Genomic DNA, 19,320 nt, shown 5'->3' with positions numbered 1-19,320 from the left:
GGTTCTAAGGCCCTATGAGTCTTTTTCTGGATTTTGAACAGCCGATTGCCGAGTTGCAGGCGCAGATTGATGAACTCAAACATGTGAGTGAAGGCAATCACGCCGTGGATCTGAAAGACGAGATCCGCCGGCTGGAGAAGAAAAACGAAGAGCTGACCAAGAAGATCTTCGGTGATCTGGGTGCCTGGCAGGTATCCCAGATGGCGCGTCATCCCCAGCGCCCCTACACCTTTGACTATATCGAGCATATCTTCACCGATTTCGACGAGTTGGCTGGCGATCGCGCCTATGCCGATGACAAGGCTATCGTCGGCGGCATCGCCCGTCTCGACGGCGAGCCGGTGATGGTGATTGGTCACCAGAAGGGTCGCGAGACCAAAGAGAAGATCAAGCGCAACTTCGGCATGCCGCGTCCGGAAGGGTACCGCAAGGCCCTGCGTCTGATGGAGATGGCCGAGCGCTTCAAGATGCCGATCATCACCTTTATCGACACCCCGGGCGCTTACCCTGGCGTCGGTGCCGAAGAGCGTGGCCAGTCCGAAGCGATTGCCCGCAACCTGAAAGTGATGGCCGGTCTGACCGTGCCGGTGGTCTGCACCGTGATCGGTGAGGGTGGCTCCGGTGGTGCGCTGGCAATCGGCGTGGGTGACCGTGTCAACATGCTGCAGTACTCCACCTACTCCGTCATCTCGCCGGAAGGGTGTGCCTCCATCCTGTGGAAGAGTGCCGACAAGGCCTCCGTAGCTGCCGAAGCGATGGGTATCACTGCCCAGCGTCTGAAAGAGCTCAAGCTGATCGACCACGTGATCGACGAGCCCCTCGGCGGTGCCCACCGCGATGTGGAGAAGATGGCCAAAAACCTCAAGGCCCGCATCAAGCAGGATCTGGACGCACTGCGTCCGCTCGATACCGAGCAACTGCTGGAGCAGCGCTATCAGCGTCTGCTGGGCTACGGTTACTGCTAAGCGCAGCCGTCACCCCCGAGTATTCAGGCCCCCGTCATCGACGGGGGTTTTTTATTGCTGATGACTTGTCTTGCGGTGATTGCCCCAATGCGCCCTGAAACAGCGCAGGTCAGTATTCTAGGGTGAGGGGCAGGGTTGGTATGCCACGCTGTTGGTGATGACTGTCATTAGCCTGCAGCATCCTTTGGCATCGCTAGCGGTGGCATGACAAGCCGCTTGCTCATCCGATTGCGGCAAAAAAAAGCGCCCCGACTGTGCGGAGCGCTTTTACAGGTGTCTGGCGGTATTACAGTTCAATCTCGTCTGTAAGACCTTCATAGGCGATATCGATGGATTGCAGCTCCTTCTGCAGGCGATGTTTGTCTTTCAACGCCTCGATTTCACGCCATTTACGTTTTTTTCCCGTTGTCCCGCGGCTACGCGAACCGAGTTCAACCACCTCGTCATAATCGAAGTTGAACATTTCCATGGCTCCCTCCTTGGTTTTTATCGTTTTCACCACCCGTATAACATAACGAATCTGAAATTAAAACGTTTTCGTGACGACTCTATGACAGCGCTAAAAAAGCCCATGAAAAAAACCGGGCCCCTTGGTGGGGGCCCGGTTTTTATCAGAAAAAAGAACTGATTACAGGCGGCTTGCCAGCATGGTTTCCAGCTTGCCCTGGTCGATGGCGAACATGCGGATACCTTCGCCCAGCTTCTCGTGAGCCATGGCATCCTGGTTCAGTTCCCAGCGGAATTCGGCTTCGGTCATCGGAGTCGGTTTGGCCTTGCGCTCACCGGTGTAGTCCAGTTTGCGTACCACGGCGCCTTCGGTCTTGCTCAGCTCTTCCAGCAGGGCCGGGCCAATGGTCAGGCGGTCACAACCGGCCAGTTCCAGGATCTCGCCGGTGTTGCGGAAGCTGGCGCCCATCACGACGGTCGGGTAGTCGTGCTGCTTGTAGTAGTTGTAGATGGAGGTGACGGAGACCACGCCCGGATCTTCGCTGGCGGTGTAATCACGGCCATTTTTGGCCTTGTACCAGTCGAGGATACGACCCACGAATGGGGAGATCAGGAAGGCACCGGCTTCGGCACAGGCACGGGCCTGGGCGAAGGAGAACAGCAGGGTCAGGTTGCACTGGATACCCTCTTTCTCCAGTACCTCGGCGGCACGGATCCCTTCCCAGGTGGAGGCCAGCTTGATCAGAATGCGGTCGTTGCTGATACCCGCTTCGTTGTAGAGACGGATCAGCTTGCGGGCCTTGGCGATGCTGGCTTCGGTATCGAAGGAGAGACGGGCATCCACTTCGGTAGAGATACGGCCCGGAACGATCTTCAGCACTTCCAGACCGATGTTGACGGCCAGCTTGTCGCCCGCGTCGATGATTTGCTGTGCCTTGTCCTGGCTCTGGGCTTTGGCCCAGTTGATGGCGTCTTCGATCAGCGGAGCGTACTCGGGGATCTCGGAGGCCTTCAGAACCAGAGAGGGGTTAGTGGTGGCATCGATGGGCTGATAGCGTTTGATGGCTTCGATATCACCGGTGTCGGCAACAACAGTGGTCAGGGCTTTCAGCTGGGTTAATTTATCGGCCATAGCGAATATCATCTCTTAATGAGGGAGTAATCCCTGGGTTGCGGGCTTGAGACGGTGGTTCTGAAATAAAATTACAGGATCTTGGTGCCTCAGGCTCAGAAAAGCGCGATGGGGGCGGCCCATCGTCATTGCCTGCCTAATTAATACTGATGTGCTGCATCCTGCAATAGGGGCGCTTGGTTGTTAAACATTCAGGCTGTTGAGTTATCCCGTTTTATGGCTTGAAACTATATGATTAGTAAGGTTTTTTACATTTCCCTTCGACCTCGCTCCGGTTTGCTTTCAGCTGAACTTTTTTAGCCAATATCCATATTTGTGTCGTCGATCACATAAATTATCTCGCTACGTACTTGAAATTTAATTACAGCGAAAACGTTTGGCGAAATGTCGCCATTTGAAAGCCATTTCATGCAAGCGTTTGCGTTTTCGCATAGCTCATCAGGGATATATCAAAATGGTTCTCTTATGGGGCTTAATGGTGGCCTGTCTGATTGAATTATTGAGTTTGTTGAAAGTTTGCGATTTAAATGGAGCTTTATGGGCTTTTACCGTTCGTTTTTTGTGTCTCGCGTGACCGGGATCACTATTCCGGGCTCTCCCGCTGTGCTAGATTCCGCCCCTTTAGCGAAACGCTAATTAAACGACAGACAGAAAACGGTCAGCGCAGACTGGCCATGGATGTGAATAACAACGAGAGAATTATGGACACCTTGATTGCGATGCTAAATGACCTGATGTGGGGAGCCGTGCTCATCTACCTGCTCATCGGGGTCGGTATCTTTTTCACCTTCCGCCTGGGTTTTATCCAGATCCGTCACTTTGGCCACATGTTTTCCGTGCTGAAAAACAGCCGTAAATCGGACAATGCAGGCATCTCCTCCTTCCAGGCTCTTTGTACCAGCCTTGCCGCCCGTGTCGGCACCGGCAACCTGGCCGGTGTGGCTGTCGCCATCTATCTGGGCGGCCCCGGCGCCATCTTCTGGATGTGGCTGATTGCCTTTATCGGCATGGCGACCGCCTTCGTCGAAAGCACCCTGGCCCAGCTCTACAAGGTCAAGGATGAGGATGGCAACTACCGTGGTGGCCCGGCCTACTACATGGAGAAAGGCCTTGGCATGCGCTGGATGGGGGTGGTCTTCTCGCTCTGCCTGATCCTGGCATTTGGTCTGGTGTTCAACGCGGTGCAGGCCAACTCCATCAGTCTGGCGATGAAGGTGGCGTTTGGCATTCCTGACTGGGTCAGCGGTCTGGCGCTGGTGGCGCTCTCCGGCCTGATTATCTTCGGCGGCATTCGTGGCATTGCCCGTTTTGCCGAGCTGGTGGTGCCCTTTATGGCGCTGGCCTACATTCTGCTGGCGCTGGTCATTGTAGCGATGAACATCACCGAGTTGCCCCATGTCTTCATGCTGATCATCAAGTCCGCCTTCGGGATTGAGCAGGCAGGCTCGGGTGCGCTCGGTTATGCCATCTCCCAGGCGATGATCAACGGTATCAAGCGCGGTCTCTTCTCCAACGAAGCAGGGATGGGCTCTGCGCCCAACGCCGCGGCGACTGCCACTCCCTATCCGCCGCACCCGGCCTCCCAGGGTTATGTGCAGATGCTGGGGGTCTTTATGGACACCATCGTCATCTGCAGCTGTACCGCCGCCATCATCCTGATGTCCGGTCAGTTTGAGCCGGGCTCCGGCGTGACCGGTGTCGAGCTGACCCAGCGGGCGCTCTCCTCCCAGATTGGCAGCGGTGGCAACATCTTTATCGCGGCAGCCATCTTCTTCTTCGCCTTCACCTCTATCGTGGCGAACTACTCCTATGCCGAGACCAATCTGGTGTTCCTCGAGCACAACCACAAGGGCGGCCTGATGCTGTTCCGGGTGTTCGTGCTGGGGATGGTGATGTTCGGCGCCGTGGGTGAGTTGCCGATTGTGTGGGCGATGGCGGATGTTTCCATGGGGCTGATGGCCATCGTCAACCTGGTGGCGATCCTGCTGCTCTCCAGCGTCGCCATCAAGCTGGCCAAGGATTACAACGACCAGCTCCGGCTGGGCAAGGTGCCCACCTTTGATGCCAACAAATACCCCGAGATCCGCTCCCAGCTGGAAGAGGGGATCTGGGACAATCCGACCAAAAAATAACAAGCGGTGAGTCAAACCTCTTGATTAAAACCTGAAGGGGGAGCCGGTGGCTCCCCCTTCTTTTATGAGCCGCTCTTCTGCGGCTGATCCCAGCGCTGGGCGAGCTGTCTGACACGCCGTTGCAACTGGCGCCAGCACCGCCCTTGTTGCCGGTCGTTGAGGGAGGCATAACGCCAGCGGCGATAGAGCCACGCACTCTTTAGCAGGGGATGGGCAAGGTCGGGACGCAGCCGCGCGAGCCGCTCGCACCATGCTCCCATGCTCTCGGCAGGCTCTGGGGAATAGCCGCTGCGTTTGCCCCGTTTGAGCAGGGGCTGCCAGATACGCCGCTCTGGCGGCAGGCGGGCGGGCAACAGCAGGGGCAGGCTCACCAGCAGGGCGACCAGCATCAGGCTGACGAGGATCAACCAGGGTGTGTGTCCCGCCAGTGCAGGCCAGCGCAGGCCAATTTGTTGCCAGAGCTGGCCCGCATCGTAACCAATCACCCAGCGACTCCACTGGTAGTCGATATTGTTGCCCCACCAGCGCAGTTGATTGAGCAGGGCCCAGTTGCGATAACGCTGCAAAGCGAGCGGGTCGGCGGCGGTAAACTCGTCGCTCAGCGCCTCCCTCACGCCATCTTCAATGCGCTCCGGTGCCACTGCCGCAGTGGGGTCGATTCGCCGCCATGATCCACCTTCATCGAGATACTCCACCCAGGCATGGGCATCGAACTGGTGTACCGCCAGATAGTTGCCGGTGGGATTCCATTCGCCGCCGAGATAACCGGTGACCAGCCGTGCCGGAATACCGGCAGCGCGCAGCACGAAGGCAGTCGCCATGGCGTAGTGGCCGCAAAAGCCGCGCCGAGTATCGAACAGGAACTCATCCACCCCGTCACTGCCAAGCCGTGGCGGGGTCAGAGTGTAGTAATAGGATTGGCTGCGAAACTGCGCGAGCAGGGCGGCGACCAGCTTTGCGCGATCCGGATGGCGTGCGGCCAGCCCTTGGCCATGGGCGCGCGCTCTCGGGTTGCCTCCGGCTGGCAGTTGCAGGTTGCGCTGGGCGGCTTGGTGGTCATCCTCGGGCAGCGCTTCGCCACTGCCAATGCGATAGCGGATCGCCACCTCGCCGCTCCCCTGCCGATAGAGGGTGTCGAGAGGGGTAAGCAGCACCGGACCCGCCAGCAGGCGGGGGGCACTCAGGGCAAAGGCCCAGCGGTGGCGCTGAGGCTCGGCGCTCACCTCGTAGCTCCCGGCGGGTAACGGGTTATCTGCCAGTTGAGTGTTGGCCTGTGAAGAGGATGCCAGAAGGGTCAGCCCGGTCTGCACCGGCACCGTCTGCTGCCATGCTTTGACCTCGGGGCTCAGCAACCAGCGCTGGCCATCGAAAACTTCTTGGCGCATCACCGGAAAGTAGCGCTCGCGGACAGGGGGCGGGCCATCGGCAAAGGTGACCCGAAACGCCAGCTCCGATGAGTTGACCAGTTCGCTGATATCGCCGGGGGCCAGCTCTTCCGAGAGCCCCGACAGGGCGCGGCTGGTGGTGGGCATCTGCCAGAGGGGCGGCAGCCTTGGCAGCAGCAGAAACAGAGTGATGAGCAGGGGAAGCGCCAGCAGCAGGGCGCCGCCCGCGCTGCGCCAAGGCCGTTTCTGCTCGGGAGCGATGGCGGCCACCAGCGTGGTTACGGCCAGCCAGAGCGCCACTGTCATTCCGACCGTCCAGCCGATGCTCTGTCGCTGCACCAGCGCCAGCGCGATCAGAAAGAAGGCGAGCAGAAGCACCAGCTCGATATCCCGCTCGCGCCGTACCTCGATCATCTTGAGGCTATAGCCGAGCCAGAGCAGATTGATCAGGGCGGGCAGGGTGCCCAATGTGCGCCACTGCAGCCCCAGCAACAGCACAGTGGTGATGGCCAGCAGCGCCAACCCGCGGGTAGGCAGGGGCGGCCAGCCGCGCCACAGCATCATGGCCCGGACGCCGAGGGTGATGGCGCCCACTGCCACTACCCAGAGTTGCAACTGGGGCCAGAGCGCCGTGACCAGCAGCAGCTGTTGCAGGGCGATGAGTGGCAGCAGGCGGCGGTTATCGAGCAGCATCTGACCTGCTCTTCGGTGGTGTGGCATCGAACTGAGCCAGTGCCAGCAGGCTGCGCTGCACAAAGGCGGCACCACTATCGGGCCCCAGTGTCTGGTTTGCCAGCGTCAGGGTAAAGGGGATGCCCCGCTTGCCGTAATCGGCGCACCACCAGGCCAGCACCGCCAGCCGCTGCTCCAGATCCCCGCCTGCGACCCGCTGCAAGGTGAGGTGAGTGTCATCCTGCTGCGGTTCATGGAACTGTTTGGTCAGCAGGCCGCGCCCTTGGGCAAGTTGCTTCCAGGCGACTCGGCTCAGTGGCTCACCGGCCTGATGTGTCCGCAGGGTATCAAAGTCACCGAGGGGAGCTGGCGCGGGCTGGCCCTGATGCCCTTCGCTTTGGGTCGCATGTTCCCCTCTTAGTGCCCCGAACGCGGGTTTGGGGGAAAGCCAGCCCTCCAGCTGCAAGTCCAGCAGGGACCAGCAGCGAAACAGACCGAGGGGGTAGCGGCTCTCGACCCGCAATCGACCAAGGGGCACTGGCCCACGGCGAGAGCCCGATACTGGCAGGATAACTGAGCTGGCCACAGCGTCGGCCTGTGCCAGCCAGAGGGTGCCTTCGTTGAGGCTAAAGTGAAGTGCCTGTACCGGGCGCGGGCTCTGCACCAAGATACGGATAGGCAGCTGGCTACCCGCTTCCCCCAGCACCAGCGGGCCACCCAGCAGCTCCAGCCCCAGCAGGTTGCGGTGGGTGAGCCACATGGCTGCCATAAACAGGCTGCCGAGGCAGTAGGCCAGCAGCAGTACCAGATTGTTCTGGTAGTTGGTGCCTAGCAGATAGATGGCGAGCAGCACCAGCAGATAGAGCAGCCCCATGCGGGTGGGGAGGATAAAGAGGCTGCGGGTACCCAACGTGATCTGGCGGGCCGGGGGAATGCGGCGGTCGAGCCAGCGTCGCTGCCAGCGGGCTCGCCACTGCTGCCAACGGTTTAGCAATTTGCTCATCAGGGATTGTCCGGATCGACCTTGGCCAGCAATCGCTGGCTCAGGGGACAGGCTTCGCCGTGTTGCACGCCAAAGCTGCCCCGCAGCCGATGCTCGGCCACATAGGGGAAGACTGCCTGCACATCCTCCACCGTGACAAAGCGCCGCCCCGCCACCAGCGCCCAGGCCCGGCTCACCGCCAGTAAGGTCTGGGCTGCCCGGGGGGAGAGGGGCTGTGGCAGATCCCCATCAAAGCGGCTCTGGTGCACAAGCGCCAGCAGGTAGTCGAGGGTGGCATCGGAAACATGGATGGCATCCCCTTCGCTTTGCAAGGTGGCGAGTCCGGCAGCATCCAGCATGGCGGGTAATGGGCCGCTCGGCTGTTGGCCGCGCAGCAACTGGCGCTCCGCTTCTCGCGGTGGAAAACCCAGCGAGAGTCGCACGGCGAATCGGTCGAGTTGGGACTCCGGCAGTGGATAGGTGCCCGCCTGATCCGCCGGATTCTGGGTGGCGATGACGAAAAACGGATCGGGGAGGGGATGCGTATTCCCCTCAATGCTCACCTTGCCCTCTGCCATCGCCTCCAGCAGGGCGCTTTGTACTTTGGGGCTGGCACGGTTGATCTCGTCCGCCAGCAGTACCTGGGTGAAGATGGGGCCGGGGTGAAAGCGAAATGTTTGCTGCTGGGGGTCGAAGATCTGCAGCCCCAGCAGGTCGGCGGGGAGCAGATCGGCGGTGAACTGCATCCGCCTGCATGCCAGCCCCAGTACCTGTGCCAGCGCGTGGGCCAGGGTGGTTTTGCCCATACCGGGCAGATCCTCGATCAGCAGATGACCGCGCGCCAGCAGGGTCACCAGCGCGATTTTCAGTTGCAGCGGCTTGCCCAGAATGACTTGCTCCAGTGCCGCCAGCAGCCCGGCAATCTGCTCTTCTCTTTTCATTCCCTTCATACACATTCCCTGTATTGCGTCGCACCTACAGCTTATACGCCCGCAAGGGCCAAGGCGGATAACAGACGGGCGGTAAAGTGCAGCGCAGGGATGGCTATGAGCGGGAGGTGACCCGGTTTATTACGGCCTCTGGTCGATTAAATATGGCCGCCCAGGCACGTAGCTCAATACAATATTTCCTGATTGGAATGTACCGAACGCCATCTCTTCACTAGGTGAGAGCGGTGGGCGCCCATATAGTTGCCCCATTGCGACGCGCTGCGTTGCTGCCTTTGTGGCCATCTTGGCCCCGCCACTGTTCGCCTGTCGCTGTGATTTGGCAGGCATCGGCACGCCAATCTGTTATGGAGCGTTCATGCCTGTATTCCTGTTGTACACTTTTCTGATGATCATCCTCTATCCGGTCGGGATCGATCTCTATCTGGTCGCCGTGCCCCAGATTGCCGATACCCTGCAGGCGAGCGAGGCGCAGATCCATACCGCCTTCTCCATCTATCTGTTTGGCATGGCGGCGACCGTGCTGCTGGGCGGAATGATTGCCGATCGCTACGGGCGGCGCTGGGTGGTGCTCGGGGGCGCCCTGATTTTTGTCCTCGCCTCGCTGGTGGCAGGCAGTGTAGAGGGGATAAGTCAGTTCTATTTCGGCCGTTTCTGGCAGGGAGTCGGGGCGGGGGCGCTCTATATCATGACCTTTACCGTGCTGCGGGATGTGCTGAGTGAGGAGCGGTTGGCGATGGCGCTCTCGATGATCAACGGGGTGATCTGCGTGATCCCTGTGCTGGCGCCGGTGCTCGGTTACCTCATCCTGTCCCATTTTGACTGGCGCGGGATCTTCGTGGCGATGGCGCTGGTGGCTGCCGTCAGCGGTCTGGTGAATTTGTTGCTGCTCAAGGAGACCCGGCCGACAAACAGGCAGGAGAGTGCCAGCGGTTTGCCTTTTGCCTTGTTGCGCTCCCCGCGCTTTATGCTGATTTCGCTGCTGACCAGCACCAGCGTGACCGCCATTCTGGTCTACGTCAGTGTCTCTCCCCTGATCCTGATGCAGGAGTATGGGTTTTCCCCCGAGCAGTACTCCGTCGTCATGATGGTGATGGCAGGAGTGAGCATGTCGACCTCCTTCCTGACGCCACTGCTGTTGCGCTGGTTGGGCAAGCAGCGAGTGCTGGCACTCTCCCACCTTGCCTACCTGCTGGCGGCATGCCTGCTGCTGGGCAGCTGGTTGCGGGGCAATGATGTCGCACTGCTGCTGGCCGGCTTTGGACTGGTCTGTGTCGGGTTCTCCTGTGGCTTCGGGGTGGCGATGGGGGAGGCGCTCGATGGTTGTCAGCATAACGTGGCCTTTGCCAGCGCGGTGCTCTGCATCATGCAGATCAGCCTCTCCGGCCTCTATATCTGGCTGCTGGGCCAACTTGGCTTTGCCCCGACCGAGATGTTGATCTGCGCTCTGCTGCTGGCACTGCTCAGTTACCTGGCTGTCAAAGGGCTGTTACCATGGCTCGCGCTTCGTGAAGCGCGGTCGCAGGGCTGATGGAAGATGAGAGGGGATATGCGCAATCTGGGTGAACTCGATTTGAACCTGCTGGTGGTGTTCAAGTACCTGATGCAGGAGCGCAGTGTGGCAGGGGCAGCGAAAAAGCTCTGTGTCACTCCGTCGGCGGTGAGCAAGTCTCTGGCCAAATTGCGGGAGTGGTTTGACGATCCTCTGTTTGTGCGGGTGCGGCAGGGGTTGCAGCCCACCAACCTCTCCCTGACTCTGGAGGAGGAGCTGAAGGTCTGGTTCCAGCTCACCGACAGCATCACCTCGCTCAATAGCGAGGCGATCCCCGACGGTGCCCGCTTCACGCTGGTGATGGAGTCCCCCTTCTACATCAGCTTCCTGAGCGATCTGCCCATGACCATCTACCAGAAGTACCCCAACTCGGTAGTCAGGATGCTGGGGTGGGATCACCACTCCCTCAACGACATCGTCAATGGCGATGCGGATCTCGGCTTCTGCGCCCGCGAGACCCATGGCCGCTCCCTGGCCAAGGTCAACCGCTTGCCTTATTACATCGATCACGAGGTGCTGTTCACCGATCGCCCGGTGGTGTTCCTGCGCAAGGATCACCCCTTGCTCCAGCAGAAGTGGTCGCTGGAGAATTTTTTGGCCTGCCCCCAGATCAGCATGGTGTGGGAAGCGAACGATTGCGGTGGCGCCCTCTTACTGTGGTGGTTATGCCAGTCGGCATCACGACAATCTGATCGCCATGCCGCTGCCGCTCCCTGAGAAGCTCTACGCCCAGCTGGAGATCGCCTTCATCCTGCTGTGGCACAAACGGCACAATCAGGATGCCAAGGTGATGTGGCTGCGCAACGAGATCCGGCGGCTCTACAACGACGAATCGCCACGCTAATGTGGCCGTGACGGTGCCCATCGAGCAGCCGGAGCCATCTGCTCCGGCTTTTTGTTGTCGTATCGCCCGGATGAGTGGGCTTTTGCACGACTTAAGTGCCGAGTTCGGGTTTAACTGTGTGCCATTCAACTCTCTTTATGCACAGATTGGCCTTGGTTGCACGTCTCGAGTGAAGCTCTTTTCACGAAAAAAATTCATGTGGTTTCATTGGAAAACTTCACTGATGGTCACTTTTAAAGTGTGATCGACCATTAAGTTCCTGTATTTCCAGTGATATAGCATGACACCCCTTGGAATGGCGGGGTTAGATAGCGCCTGCGTAGGTGACTGCCATTAGAGCGCGGCGTGAGCCAGCCCCACAGGTTGTCTGTGGCCGTACCATGCCCCGGCTATCTGGCCACCAGCCATGAGTGACGGAGCAGAGGGGAATAAGCATCAAGGTTGATAAACCGGCTTGAGTAAAGGGATGCAGCAAAGGTAGAACCCGGAGCCGGCAACTGTACTGGGAGACGCCACTCACCATCCCCCGATAACCCGTAATTGAAACCGGCTAGATGAAAGACACCTTTCATCGAACGGGGCCCGTGCACCCGAAAATAGCCAGATTGGCAGGCTGACTGCGCTCCCCGTTATGGCAATGGCGGGCAAAAAATAGTGCGGCAGCCACCACCAGATTAATAAAAATAAATCTCAGCAAAGGCAGGTTGATATGCGTCCAGCAACAGCATCCACAGGGTTGTTACAACAGCCCAAACCCTTCTTTATGATATTTTTCGTCGAACTCTGGGAGCGCTTTGGTTATTACGGCGTGCAGGGAATCCTGGCGGTTTTCTTTGTGCAGCAACTGGGATTTTCCCAAGAGCAATCCTTTATTACTTTCGGTGCCTTCTCTGCGTTGGTATATGGCCTGATCTCGGTCGGCGGCTATGTCGGCGACCATGTACTCGGCACCAAGCGCACCATGGTGCTCGGGGCCGTGGTGCTGGTGATAGGCTACTTTATGACCGGCCTCTCTATCTACAATCCCGACCTGATTTTCTATGCGCTGGGCACCATTGCAGTTGGTAACTGCCTGTTCAAGGCCAATCCGGCCAGCCTGCTGTCAAAATGCTACCAGCCAAAAGATCCGCGGCTGGACGGGGCTTTTACCCTGTTTTATATGTCGATCAATATCGGCTCGCTCATCTCCCTGTCGCTGGCTCCGGTCATCGCCGATCACTACGGCTATACCGTCACCTACAACCTCTGCGGGGTGGGGCTGATTATTGCGCTGCTCACCTTCTTTGCCTGCCGCAATATGGTGAAAGATATCGGCTCCGAGCCGGATCATCTGCCCCTCAACTACGGCAAGTTGCTGATGGTATTGGCTGGCTCGGTGGTCATGGTCTTCTTCTGTGCCTGGTTAATGCACCACGTGGTGATCGCCAACATGGTGCTGATGACGGTGACTATCGCCGTGGTAATTGTCTTTTTCCGCGAGGCGTTCAAGCTCGACACCGTGGGTCGCAACAAGATGTATGTGGCCTTCGTGCTGATGCTGGAGGCGGTGCTCTTTTATGTGCTGTACGCCCAGATGCCGACTTCACTGAACTTCTTTGCCATCAACAACATGCATCATGAGATGCTGGGCATGAGCGTCAACCCGGTCAGCTTCCAGGCGCTCAACCCCTTCTGGGTGGTAGTGGGTAGCCCGGTGCTGGCGGTGATCTATACCCGGATGGGCAGCAAGGGGCGTGATCTCACCATGCCGCTCAAGTTCACCCTCGGGATGTTCTTCTGCTCGCTGGGCTTTCTGACGGCGGCAGCATCCGGCTGGTGGTTTGCCGATGAGCAGGGGCTGACCTCCCCCTGGTTTATGGTGCTTATCTACCTGTTCCAGAGTCTGGGCGAGCTGATGATCAGTGCCCTGGGACTGGCGATGGTCGCCGCGCTGGTGCCGCAACGCCTGATGGGCTTCATTCTTGGAATGTGGTTCCTGACTCAAGCGATGGCGTCCCTGCTGGGTGGCTATGTGGCGACCTTTACCGCCGTGCCGCAAGGGATGACGGATCCGCTGCAAACTTTGCCCATTTACACCGGCGTATTTGGCAAGATCGGGATGGCGACCCTGCTGATTGCGGTAGTGATGGGGCTGATGGTGCCCTGGCTCAACCGGATGATGAATGCGAACCCGACAGAGGCCGAAGGGCTGGTCGCGGGACAATCACAGGCGTAATGAGGGGATTGTGCGAGACAAGGCAAGGGCTGCGACCCTTGCCTTGCTGTTGATGGCTTAGTTGTACTGCTCTTCCATCCAGGCTTCGACGATCAGCTGCGCCGATACCCCGTCCACACTGCCTTTCTCCAGCGCGCGATAGCCGCCTCGCTCAAACAGCCGGGCGCGGGCATCTGTGGTGGTGAGTCGCTCATCCTTGAACTCCACCGGCTTGCCGAAACGGCCATGCAGCCGGTTGCCGAATTTGCGGGCCCGTACCGTGATCTCCTGATCGGTGCCATCCATGTTCAGCGGCAGACCGACCACCAGCAGATCCGGTTGCCACTCCTTGAGCAGCTTCTCAATCTCGTCCCAGTTGGGGATGCCGTCGTTGGCCTTGAGGGCGCGCAGAGGCTGGGCTGTGCCAGTCAGCTCCTGACCGATGGCGACGCCAATGCTCTTGGTGCCATAGTCAAAGCCCATGATGCTGCGTGATGACATAACTGATAAATCCTCGAAATAGAGAGCGGAGCGGGCCAGCCGATCAGCTGTGGCCGATATCGCTGGAGAGGTGAACCGGGTTCACCCCTATGCTGGCGGCAGCTTGCTGCCAACGTTTGTGAATGGGGGTCTTGAACACCAGAGCCGGATTGGGAGGGATCACCAGCCAGGCGCCGTCCACCAGCTCCTGCTCCAGCTGCCCGGCGCTCCAGCCGGCATAGCCAAGGGCCACCAGCCAATGGGCAGGGGCTTCGCTCGTACCCAGGGTTTCCAGAATATCCTTGGAGGTGGTTACCATCATCTCATCCCCCACCTGCAGGGTGGAGTTGAAACCGGGGCGGAAGCTGTGCAGCACGAAGCCGCGATCGGCGTGAACCGGCCCCCCTTGCAGCACCGGCTGCTTGAGCTCCGGGTTGTTGGGCGGGTTGAGCTGGAGCTGGGTCAGCATGGTTTCCAGCGACATCTCGACCGGAATGTTGACGACCAAGCCCATGGCGCCCTCTTCGTTGTGCTCGCACAGATAGACCAGCGAGCGCTCGAAGTAAGGATCCGTCAGGCTTGGCATGGCAAGCAGGAAGTGATTTTGCAGTGTTTGCATAGAGGCCAAATAGTGCAAAGGTATTTGAGGTCAATTATGGCAGTTGATCCCCATGGGAAAAACCGCTTTTTGGGCTGGGCGAGATCCCGCCCTTTTCCGGATTGTCTTGAAACAGAGAGGGTGGCGCCGGGCCACCCTCTCTGTTTTCGGGCTTGTCGGGGGCGGGTTACCCCTGAACAGGCTGGTTAGCCCGACTGGCGATCACTGAGCCAGCCGACGCTCGATGGCATCCATCAGCATACCGGTGATATGCACATCGAAGGCGGCTTCAATCTCGCGAATGCAGGTCGGGCTGGTGACGTTAATCTCGGTCAGCCGATCGCCGATGATGTCGAGGCCGACGAAGATAAGGCCTTTCTCTTTCAACGTCGGGCCCACTGCACGGGCGATGGCCCAGTCCGCTTCGCTCAGGGGACGCGCTTCACCACGGCCACCGGCCGCCAGATTGCCACGGGTCTCACCCTGCGCCGGAATGCGGGCCAGACAGTAGGGAACCGGTTCACCGTCCACCACCAGTACCCGCTTGTCGCCATCCTTGATGGCGGGCAGATAGGTCTGCGCCATGCAATACTGGCTGCCGTGGGCGGTCAGGGTCTCGATAATCACGCCGACGTTGGCGTCATCTTCCTTCATGCGGAAGATGGAGGCGCCGCCCATGCCGTCCAAGGGCTTTAAGATCACGTCTTTGTGCTTCGCGTGGAAGGCGCGCAGCTTGTCGGCGCGGCGGGTCACCAGCGTGGTCGGGGTGTGCTCGGCAAACCAGGCGGTGTAGAGCTTCTCGTTGGCGTCGCGCAGGCTCTGCGGCTTGTTGACGATAAGGCAACCCTCATCCTCGGCACGCTCCAGCATGTAGGTGGCGTAGATAAATTCGGTGTCGAACGGCGGATCCTTGCGCATCAGGATCACATCGAGGTTGGAGAGGGGCTGATCCACCACCTCGCCCAGGGTGTACCAGTCGGCATAGTCATATTTGACGGTTAGCGGGCGCATGGTGCCAAAGGCGCGACCGGCTTCCATGTAGAGATCCTTCATCTCCAGATAGAAGAGCTCATAGCCGCGCTTTTGCGCCTCTTCGAGCATGGCAAAGCTGGAATCTTTCTTGATGTTGATGGCCGAGATGGGGTCCATCACGATGCCGAGTTTAATGGTCATCCGCTGTTCCTTTTTAATGGCTCGATAGGGTTATAGGGTCGATTAGCGCAGCGTAATCGGCCGCTTGCGGCTGCGTCGATGCAGCCATGAGGCTGATTGATGCGGCCGATAGTATCAAGCGAGATCGCCAAAGCGGCATTGCAGCGCAGTAATCGCGGTCAGGGCGGCAGTTTCGGTGCGCAGCACCCGCGGCCCCAGCAGCATCTCTTTGAAATCTTCCTGCACGGTACGGGCGATCTCGTCGCTCGACAAGCCCCCTTCCGGGCCAATCAGCAGGCGCACGCCGTGCTCGGGAACGGGTAGGGTGTTGATGCTGTACTCGGCCCGCGGATGCAGGTTGAGCTTGAGCTCTTTGGTCTCTTCCGCCAGCCAGGCGTCGAGCTCCATCGGCATGCGCACCTCTGGCACCACGTTGCGGCCGCACTGTTCGCAGGCGCTGATCACCACCTTCTGCCACTGCTCGCGCTTCTTCTCCAGTCGATCGGCCGGCAGCTTGACGCCGCAGCGCTCGGAGAAGAGCGGGGTGATGCAGGTGACGCCCAGCTCAACCGATTTCTGGATGGTGAAGTCCATCTTGTCGCCACGGCTGATCACCTGACCGAGGTGGATGGCCAGCGGTGACTCCACTGATTGGACGTCGCAGCTGTCGATGGTCACTTCCACCGACTTTTTGCCGACGTTGGCGATGGTGGCGGGGTATTGATTGCCATCGCCATTGAACAGCTCGAGCTGCTGGCCCGGCTGCATGCGCAGTACCCGGCCGATATGGTTGGCGCCGTCTTCCGACAGGGCGATGGTCTGGCCAACTTGCAGGGTGGCCGGTTCATAGATACGTGGAATGCGCATGGCTGCTTGTCAGTCTCTTGCTTGGAAACCCTCCATATCCTGCGCCGAGCAAGGCTCACGCGGCAGTGGGGAAGGGCTTCATGATAGGAGGGGCGATCCCCCTCCCTGGTCAAATGGGGTTATTGGCACTGCTTTTCAATAAAGGGATTGGTATTGCCCTGCAGCTTGCCGATGCGGCGGTTGCGCTCGCACTCCCAGCCCTCTGCCGGGTACTGGCGATCCCAGGCTTCAAACAGTTTACGCTGTTGCGCTGCCAGACGCAGCCCATACTGTTGGCTCATGTAGAGGTAGGCGCGGGCGATCTGGCCCCGTACCGGCCCCTTGGGCGGCTGCACCCGACGATCCTTGAAATCCACCAGCATCTGGCACTGGCCGTACTGATCCGGCTTGCCGTTCCAGTCGGAGAAGCGGTAGTTGGCCCGATCGCCGTTCACCTCGCCAATGGCGGGGAAGAGGTTGTGCATGTCCCCCTCCATCTTGTTGAACTCCGGGCTCGCTTTTTCGCAGTTCTTGCGACCGCCATCCTGCCAGCACTGCAACTGGTGGCCGAACTCCCAGGCCGGTACCACGTGTTCCCACTCGATGCGGGCGGCGCGCTTGGCCTGCTTGCGCGGCTCATAGCCGCAGCTGGCGAGATCCGGGCTCATTTTCTTGCCCTGATAATTGATGTCACAGCCGCAGTAGAAGGTGGTGACCGCAGGCTGGCTGCGGTAGAGCTTCACCAGATCTTGCTTGGCTTCGCGAAAGGTCTGGGCGTGCAGGGGGGCGCTGAGCAGCGGCAAACCGGCCAGCAGGGTCAGGGCGATGGAGGAGATGAAACGCATGAGATTCCTTGCAAACGGGGTGATTGACGAACGATGGCGGGCACCCTACCACAGGGGCGCGACACAAGTTGGCTTACTGCTCTGGCTCCGGCCGTTCCCGCTCCAGCGGCTGTTTGCAGCGACGACAGTGATAGCGGGCCTCGCCACGCACCACCTTGTTGTGGCGGCGAATAGAGAGCTGATGCTGCTGGCAGTGACAGCGATAGGGCACGGTGCGCTGGGCCAGTACCGCCAGATCGAAGCTGTGGGTAGTTCTGGGCTCAAGGCCGAACACCTCCCGCATCACCGACTGCCACTGGCGGCCGTGGGGCAAGACCCGGCTTTTGCCGCGACCTTCACCCCACAGGGCGTGTACCAGCAGATGGGCCACCTCGTGGGGCACCACCTCATCCAGAAACGCCTGCTGGTTGGCCTGATAGAGGGCGGGATTGAAGCGCAGCTCCCAGGTTTGCAGCCGCGCCGATCCCGCCGCCCGGCCCCGCATATTGCAGTAGATCCGCGGGCGGGGGAAGGTGCGGCCAAGGCGCGCCTCGGCCTGCACAAAGCAGGCTTCTACGCGTTGTTGCAGCAGGGCGACAAGCTGGGCAGGAGTGGCAGACATCAACATCTCGTCAAATGGCGGATAAGCAAAAGGGGAGCCAGGCTCCCCTTTTATCACAACAGCGAGCCTTACAGGCCAGCGGCGGAACGCAGCAGTTCGGCCTTGTCGGTCTGCTCCCACGGGAACTCGTCGCGACCGAAGTGACCGTAGGCAGCGGTAGCCTGGTAGATCGGGCGCTTCAGATCCAGCATTTCGATCAGGCCATACGGACGCAGTTCGAAGTGCTCGCGCACCAGCTTGACCAGCAGCTCTTCGGCGACCTTGGCAGTACCGAAGGTCTCGACGCTGATGGAGGTCGGCTCGGCCACGCCAATGGCGTAGGAGATCTGGATTTCACAGCGATCGGCCAGACCGGCGGCAACGATGTTTTTGGCAACGTAACGGGCGGCGTAAGCAGCGGAGCGGTCAACCTTGGACGGATCCTTACCGGAGAAGGCGCCACCACCGTGACGGGCCATGCCGCCGTAGGTGTCGACGATGATCTTGCGACCGGTCAGACCGCAGTCACCCATCGGGCCGCCGATAACGAAACGGCCGGTCGGGTTGATGAAGTATTTGGTGTCCTTGTTGACCCACTCGGCCGGCAGCACCGGCTTGATGATCTCTTCGCGTACCGCTTCAACCAGATCTTTGTGGCTGATGGATTCGGCGTGCTGGGTAGACAGCACCACGGCATCGACACCGATGATCTTGCCTGCGTCGTCGTAGGCGAAGGTCAGCTGGCTCTTGGCATCCGGACGCAGCCACGGCAGGGTGCCGTTCTTGCGCACTTCAGCCTGACGCTTCACCAGCAGGTGAGAGTAGGTGATGGGGGCTGGCATCAGCACGTCGGTTTCGTTGGTGGCGTAGCCGAACATCAGGCCCTGGTCGCCAGCGCCCTGCTCCAGCGGATCGCTGCGGTCAACGCCCTGGTTGATGTCCGGGGACTGCTTGCCGATGGCGTTCAGCACGGCGCAGGAGTCGGCATCGAAGCCCATGTCGGAGTGGGTGTAGCCGATTTCACGCACGGTATCGCGCACGATCTGCTCGATGTCTACCCAGGCAGAGGTGGTTACTTCACCGGCCACCATGACCATACCGGTCTTGACCAGGGTCTCGCAGGCAACGCGTGCCTTGGTATCTTGCTTGAGGATGGCGTCCAGTACCGCATCGGAGATCTGGTCCGCAATCTTGTCGGGATGGCCTTCGGAGACCGACTCGGAAGTAAACAGCTTTGCCATGATAAGAGTCTCAGCTTGTCTGGGTTATCGCCACGGCAATAACCGGATGAATGGGATGGTGTAGAGGTATCTACATCTGGACGTCTATTTTAATTAGCGCCCCCCCCGATTGCCAGCACTATTTTGTCGCGCAGTGTCCAATGGGTCACAAGCGGTGCTCTCCTATCCCGAAAGGGATGGAAATTAAACGTTTTTCTCTGGTTGCTTTGGTCAATAGAGGGCAAGAAAAGCGATTGTCCTCCCAAAGCCACTTTATTCATCCAGATAATATTTGCACGCCGCGCGCCCTGCTGGGACAATAACGCGCCTTAATCTTGGCCATCAAA

Annotated in this window: 16 protein-coding genes and 1 pseudogene; 5 read left to right on the top strand and 12 right to left on the bottom strand. The window is 59.5% G+C overall.

The window, feature by feature from the left end:
* Positions 1–14 precede the first annotated feature (14 nt).
* The gene (accA, locus tag ACB035_RS06520; RefSeq protein ID WP_005338549.1) at positions 15–965 is read left to right on the top strand and encodes an acetyl-CoA carboxylase carboxyl transferase subunit alpha; all 951 of its coding nucleotides are present in this window, start codon (positions 15–17) and stop codon (positions 963–965) included.
* A gap of 286 nt (positions 966–1,251) precedes the next feature.
* Here accA and ACB035_RS06515 read toward each other — a convergent pair whose 3' ends face one another.
* A complete protein-coding gene (locus tag ACB035_RS06515) occupies positions 1,252–1,434 on the bottom strand; it encodes a DUF3545 family protein (protein ID WP_005338547.1) in 183 nt (60 codons plus the stop codon).
* 159 nt (positions 1,435–1,593) lie between these two features.
* Positions 1,594–2,544 (bottom strand): transaldolase, encoded by a 951-nt coding sequence (gene tal / locus ACB035_RS06510; RefSeq protein ID WP_005338545.1) that lies wholly within the window; start codon positions 2,542–2,544, stop codon positions 1,594–1,596.
* Between the two features lie 701 nt (positions 2,545–3,245).
* On the opposite strand from tal, the gene ACB035_RS06505 reads away from it, so the two are divergent.
* Positions 3,246–4,676 (top strand): sodium:alanine symporter family protein, encoded by a 1,431-nt coding sequence (locus ACB035_RS06505; protein WP_013724018.1) that lies wholly within the window; start codon positions 3,246–3,248, stop codon positions 4,674–4,676.
* 62 nt (positions 4,677–4,738) lie between these two features.
* Here ACB035_RS06505 and ACB035_RS06500 read toward each other — a convergent pair whose 3' ends face one another.
* From ACB035_RS06500 to ACB035_RS06490, 3 genes are read right to left on the bottom strand one after another with little or no spacing between them, the layout of a single operon-like run.
* Positions 4,739–6,754 carry a transglutaminaseTgpA domain-containing protein gene (locus ACB035_RS06500; protein WP_371166940.1) on the bottom strand — a complete coding sequence of 672 codons (2,016 nt, stop codon included), beginning with the start codon at positions 6,752–6,754 and terminating at the stop codon, positions 4,739–4,741.
* Positions 6,741–7,736 (bottom strand): DUF58 domain-containing protein, encoded by a 996-nt coding sequence (locus ACB035_RS06495; protein ID WP_371166939.1) that lies wholly within the window; start codon positions 7,734–7,736, stop codon positions 6,741–6,743. Before ACB035_RS06495 ends, ACB035_RS06500 begins: the two co-directional genes overlap by 14 nt.
* On the bottom strand, positions 7,736–8,665 hold the full coding sequence (locus tag ACB035_RS06490; protein ID WP_371166938.1) for an AAA family ATPase: 930 nt from the start codon (positions 8,663–8,665) through the stop codon (positions 7,736–7,738). Before ACB035_RS06490 ends, ACB035_RS06495 begins: the two co-directional genes overlap by 1 nt.
* Positions 8,666–9,020: 355 nt before the next feature.
* On the opposite strand from ACB035_RS06490, the gene ACB035_RS06485 reads away from it, so the two are divergent.
* The 3 genes and pseudogenes from ACB035_RS06485 (at position 9,021) to dtpB (ending at position 13,273) form a co-directional block, all read left to right on the top strand.
* The gene (locus ACB035_RS06485; protein ID WP_371166937.1) at positions 9,021–10,193 is read left to right on the top strand and encodes an MdtL family multidrug efflux MFS transporter; all 1,173 of its coding nucleotides are present in this window, start codon (positions 9,021–9,023) and stop codon (positions 10,191–10,193) included.
* A gap of 18 nt (positions 10,194–10,211) precedes the next feature.
* Positions 10,212–11,058: pseudogene (locus ACB035_RS06480) on the top strand (LysR family transcriptional regulator).
* A 709-nt stretch (positions 11,059–11,767) separates the two neighbouring features.
* Positions 11,768–13,273: a dipeptide/tripeptide permease DtpB gene (gene dtpB, locus ACB035_RS06475; protein ID WP_371166936.1), complete on the top strand. Its 1,506-nt coding sequence runs from the start codon at positions 11,768–11,770 to the stop codon at positions 13,271–13,273.
* A gap of 57 nt (positions 13,274–13,330) precedes the next feature.
* Here the strand turns inward: dtpB and ruvX are convergent, their stop codons facing one another.
* The 7 genes from ruvX to metK all read right to left on the bottom strand — a co-directional run bounded on the left by ruvX (position 13,331) and on the right by metK (position 18,994).
* Positions 13,331–13,753, bottom strand: coding sequence for a Holliday junction resolvase RuvX (gene ruvX, locus ACB035_RS06470; protein WP_005343821.1), 423 nt, complete (start codon positions 13,751–13,753; stop codon positions 13,331–13,333).
* Positions 13,754–13,796: 43 nt separating this feature from the next.
* A complete protein-coding gene (locus ACB035_RS06465) occupies positions 13,797–14,351 on the bottom strand; it encodes a YqgE/AlgH family protein (RefSeq protein ID WP_005349793.1) in 555 nt (184 codons plus the stop codon).
* A gap of 201 nt (positions 14,352–14,552) precedes the next feature.
* A complete protein-coding gene (gene gshB, locus ACB035_RS06460; RefSeq protein WP_005358722.1) occupies positions 14,553–15,503 on the bottom strand; it encodes a glutathione synthase in 951 nt (316 codons plus the stop codon).
* A gap of 114 nt (positions 15,504–15,617) precedes the next feature.
* On the bottom strand, positions 15,618–16,349 hold the full coding sequence (gene rsmE / locus ACB035_RS06455; protein WP_064337084.1) for a 16S rRNA (uracil(1498)-N(3))-methyltransferase: 732 nt from the start codon (positions 16,347–16,349) through the stop codon (positions 15,618–15,620).
* Positions 16,350–16,468: 119 nt separating this feature from the next.
* Complete coding sequence (locus ACB035_RS06450; protein WP_371166935.1) at positions 16,469–17,173, bottom strand: endonuclease; 705 nt, start codon at positions 17,171–17,173, stop codon at positions 16,469–16,471.
* A 73-nt stretch (positions 17,174–17,246) separates the two neighbouring features.
* Complete coding sequence (locus ACB035_RS06445) at positions 17,247–17,774, bottom strand: SprT family zinc-dependent metalloprotease (protein WP_058057891.1); 528 nt, start codon at positions 17,772–17,774, stop codon at positions 17,247–17,249.
* A gap of 68 nt (positions 17,775–17,842) precedes the next feature.
* Entirely contained in the window at positions 17,843–18,994 is a 1,152-nt protein-coding gene (gene metK / locus ACB035_RS06440; protein WP_206900326.1) for a methionine adenosyltransferase, read from the bottom strand.
* Positions 18,995–19,320 lie beyond the last annotated feature (326 nt).

The sequence above is a fragment of the Aeromonas sp. S12(2024) genome (assembly GCF_041402305.1).
Classification (GTDB): domain Bacteria; phylum Pseudomonadota; class Gammaproteobacteria; order Enterobacterales; family Aeromonadaceae; genus Aeromonas; species Aeromonas veronii.
Note: the sequence above shows the minus strand (reverse complement) of the source record. Positions and strands in the feature narration are given on the sequence as shown.

Excerpts from the sequence above, each read along its gene's own strand:
- ACB035_RS06450 (WP_371166935.1), bottom strand. The coding sequence starts at position 17,173 with ATGCGTTTCATCTCCTCCATCGCCCTGACCCTGCTGGCCGGTTTGCCG.
- ACB035_RS06495 (WP_371166939.1), bottom strand. The coding sequence starts at position 7,736 with ATGAGCAAATTGCTAAACCGTTGGCAGCAGTGGCGAGCCCGCTGGCAG.
- ACB035_RS06445 (WP_058057891.1), bottom strand. The coding sequence starts at position 17,774 with ATGTCTGCCACTCCTGCCCAGCTTGTCGCCCTGCTGCAACAACGCGTA.
- accA (WP_005338549.1), top strand. The coding sequence starts at position 15 with ATGAGTCTTTTTCTGGATTTTGAACAGCCGATTGCCGAGTTGCAGGCG.
- ACB035_RS06505 (WP_013724018.1), top strand. The coding sequence starts at position 3,246 with ATGGACACCTTGATTGCGATGCTAAATGACCTGATGTGGGGAGCCGTG.
- tal (WP_005338545.1), bottom strand. The coding sequence starts at position 2,544 with ATGGCCGATAAATTAACCCAGCTGAAAGCCCTGACCACTGTTGTTGCC.
- ruvX (WP_005343821.1), bottom strand. The coding sequence starts at position 13,753 with ATGTCATCACGCAGCATCATGGGCTTTGACTATGGCACCAAGAGCATT.
- rsmE (WP_064337084.1), bottom strand. The coding sequence starts at position 16,349 with ATGCGCATTCCACGTATCTATGAACCGGCCACCCTGCAAGTTGGCCAG.
- dtpB (WP_371166936.1), top strand. The coding sequence starts at position 11,768 with ATGCGTCCAGCAACAGCATCCACAGGGTTGTTACAACAGCCCAAACCC.
- ACB035_RS06515 (WP_005338547.1), bottom strand. The coding sequence starts at position 1,434 with ATGGAAATGTTCAACTTCGATTATGACGAGGTGGTTGAACTCGGTTCG.
- ACB035_RS06465 (WP_005349793.1), bottom strand. The coding sequence starts at position 14,351 with ATGCAAACACTGCAAAATCACTTCCTGCTTGCCATGCCAAGCCTGACG.
- ACB035_RS06490 (WP_371166938.1), bottom strand. The coding sequence starts at position 8,665 with ATGAAGGGAATGAAAAGAGAAGAGCAGATTGCCGGGCTGCTGGCGGCA.
- ACB035_RS06485 (WP_371166937.1), top strand. The coding sequence starts at position 9,021 with ATGCCTGTATTCCTGTTGTACACTTTTCTGATGATCATCCTCTATCCG.
- metK (WP_206900326.1), bottom strand. The coding sequence starts at position 18,994 with ATGGCAAAGCTGTTTACTTCCGAGTCGGTCTCCGAAGGCCATCCCGAC.
- gshB (WP_005358722.1), bottom strand. The coding sequence starts at position 15,503 with ATGACCATTAAACTCGGCATCGTGATGGACCCCATCTCGGCCATCAAC.
- ACB035_RS06500 (WP_371166940.1), bottom strand. The coding sequence starts at position 6,754 with ATGCTGCTCGATAACCGCCGCCTGCTGCCACTCATCGCCCTGCAACAG.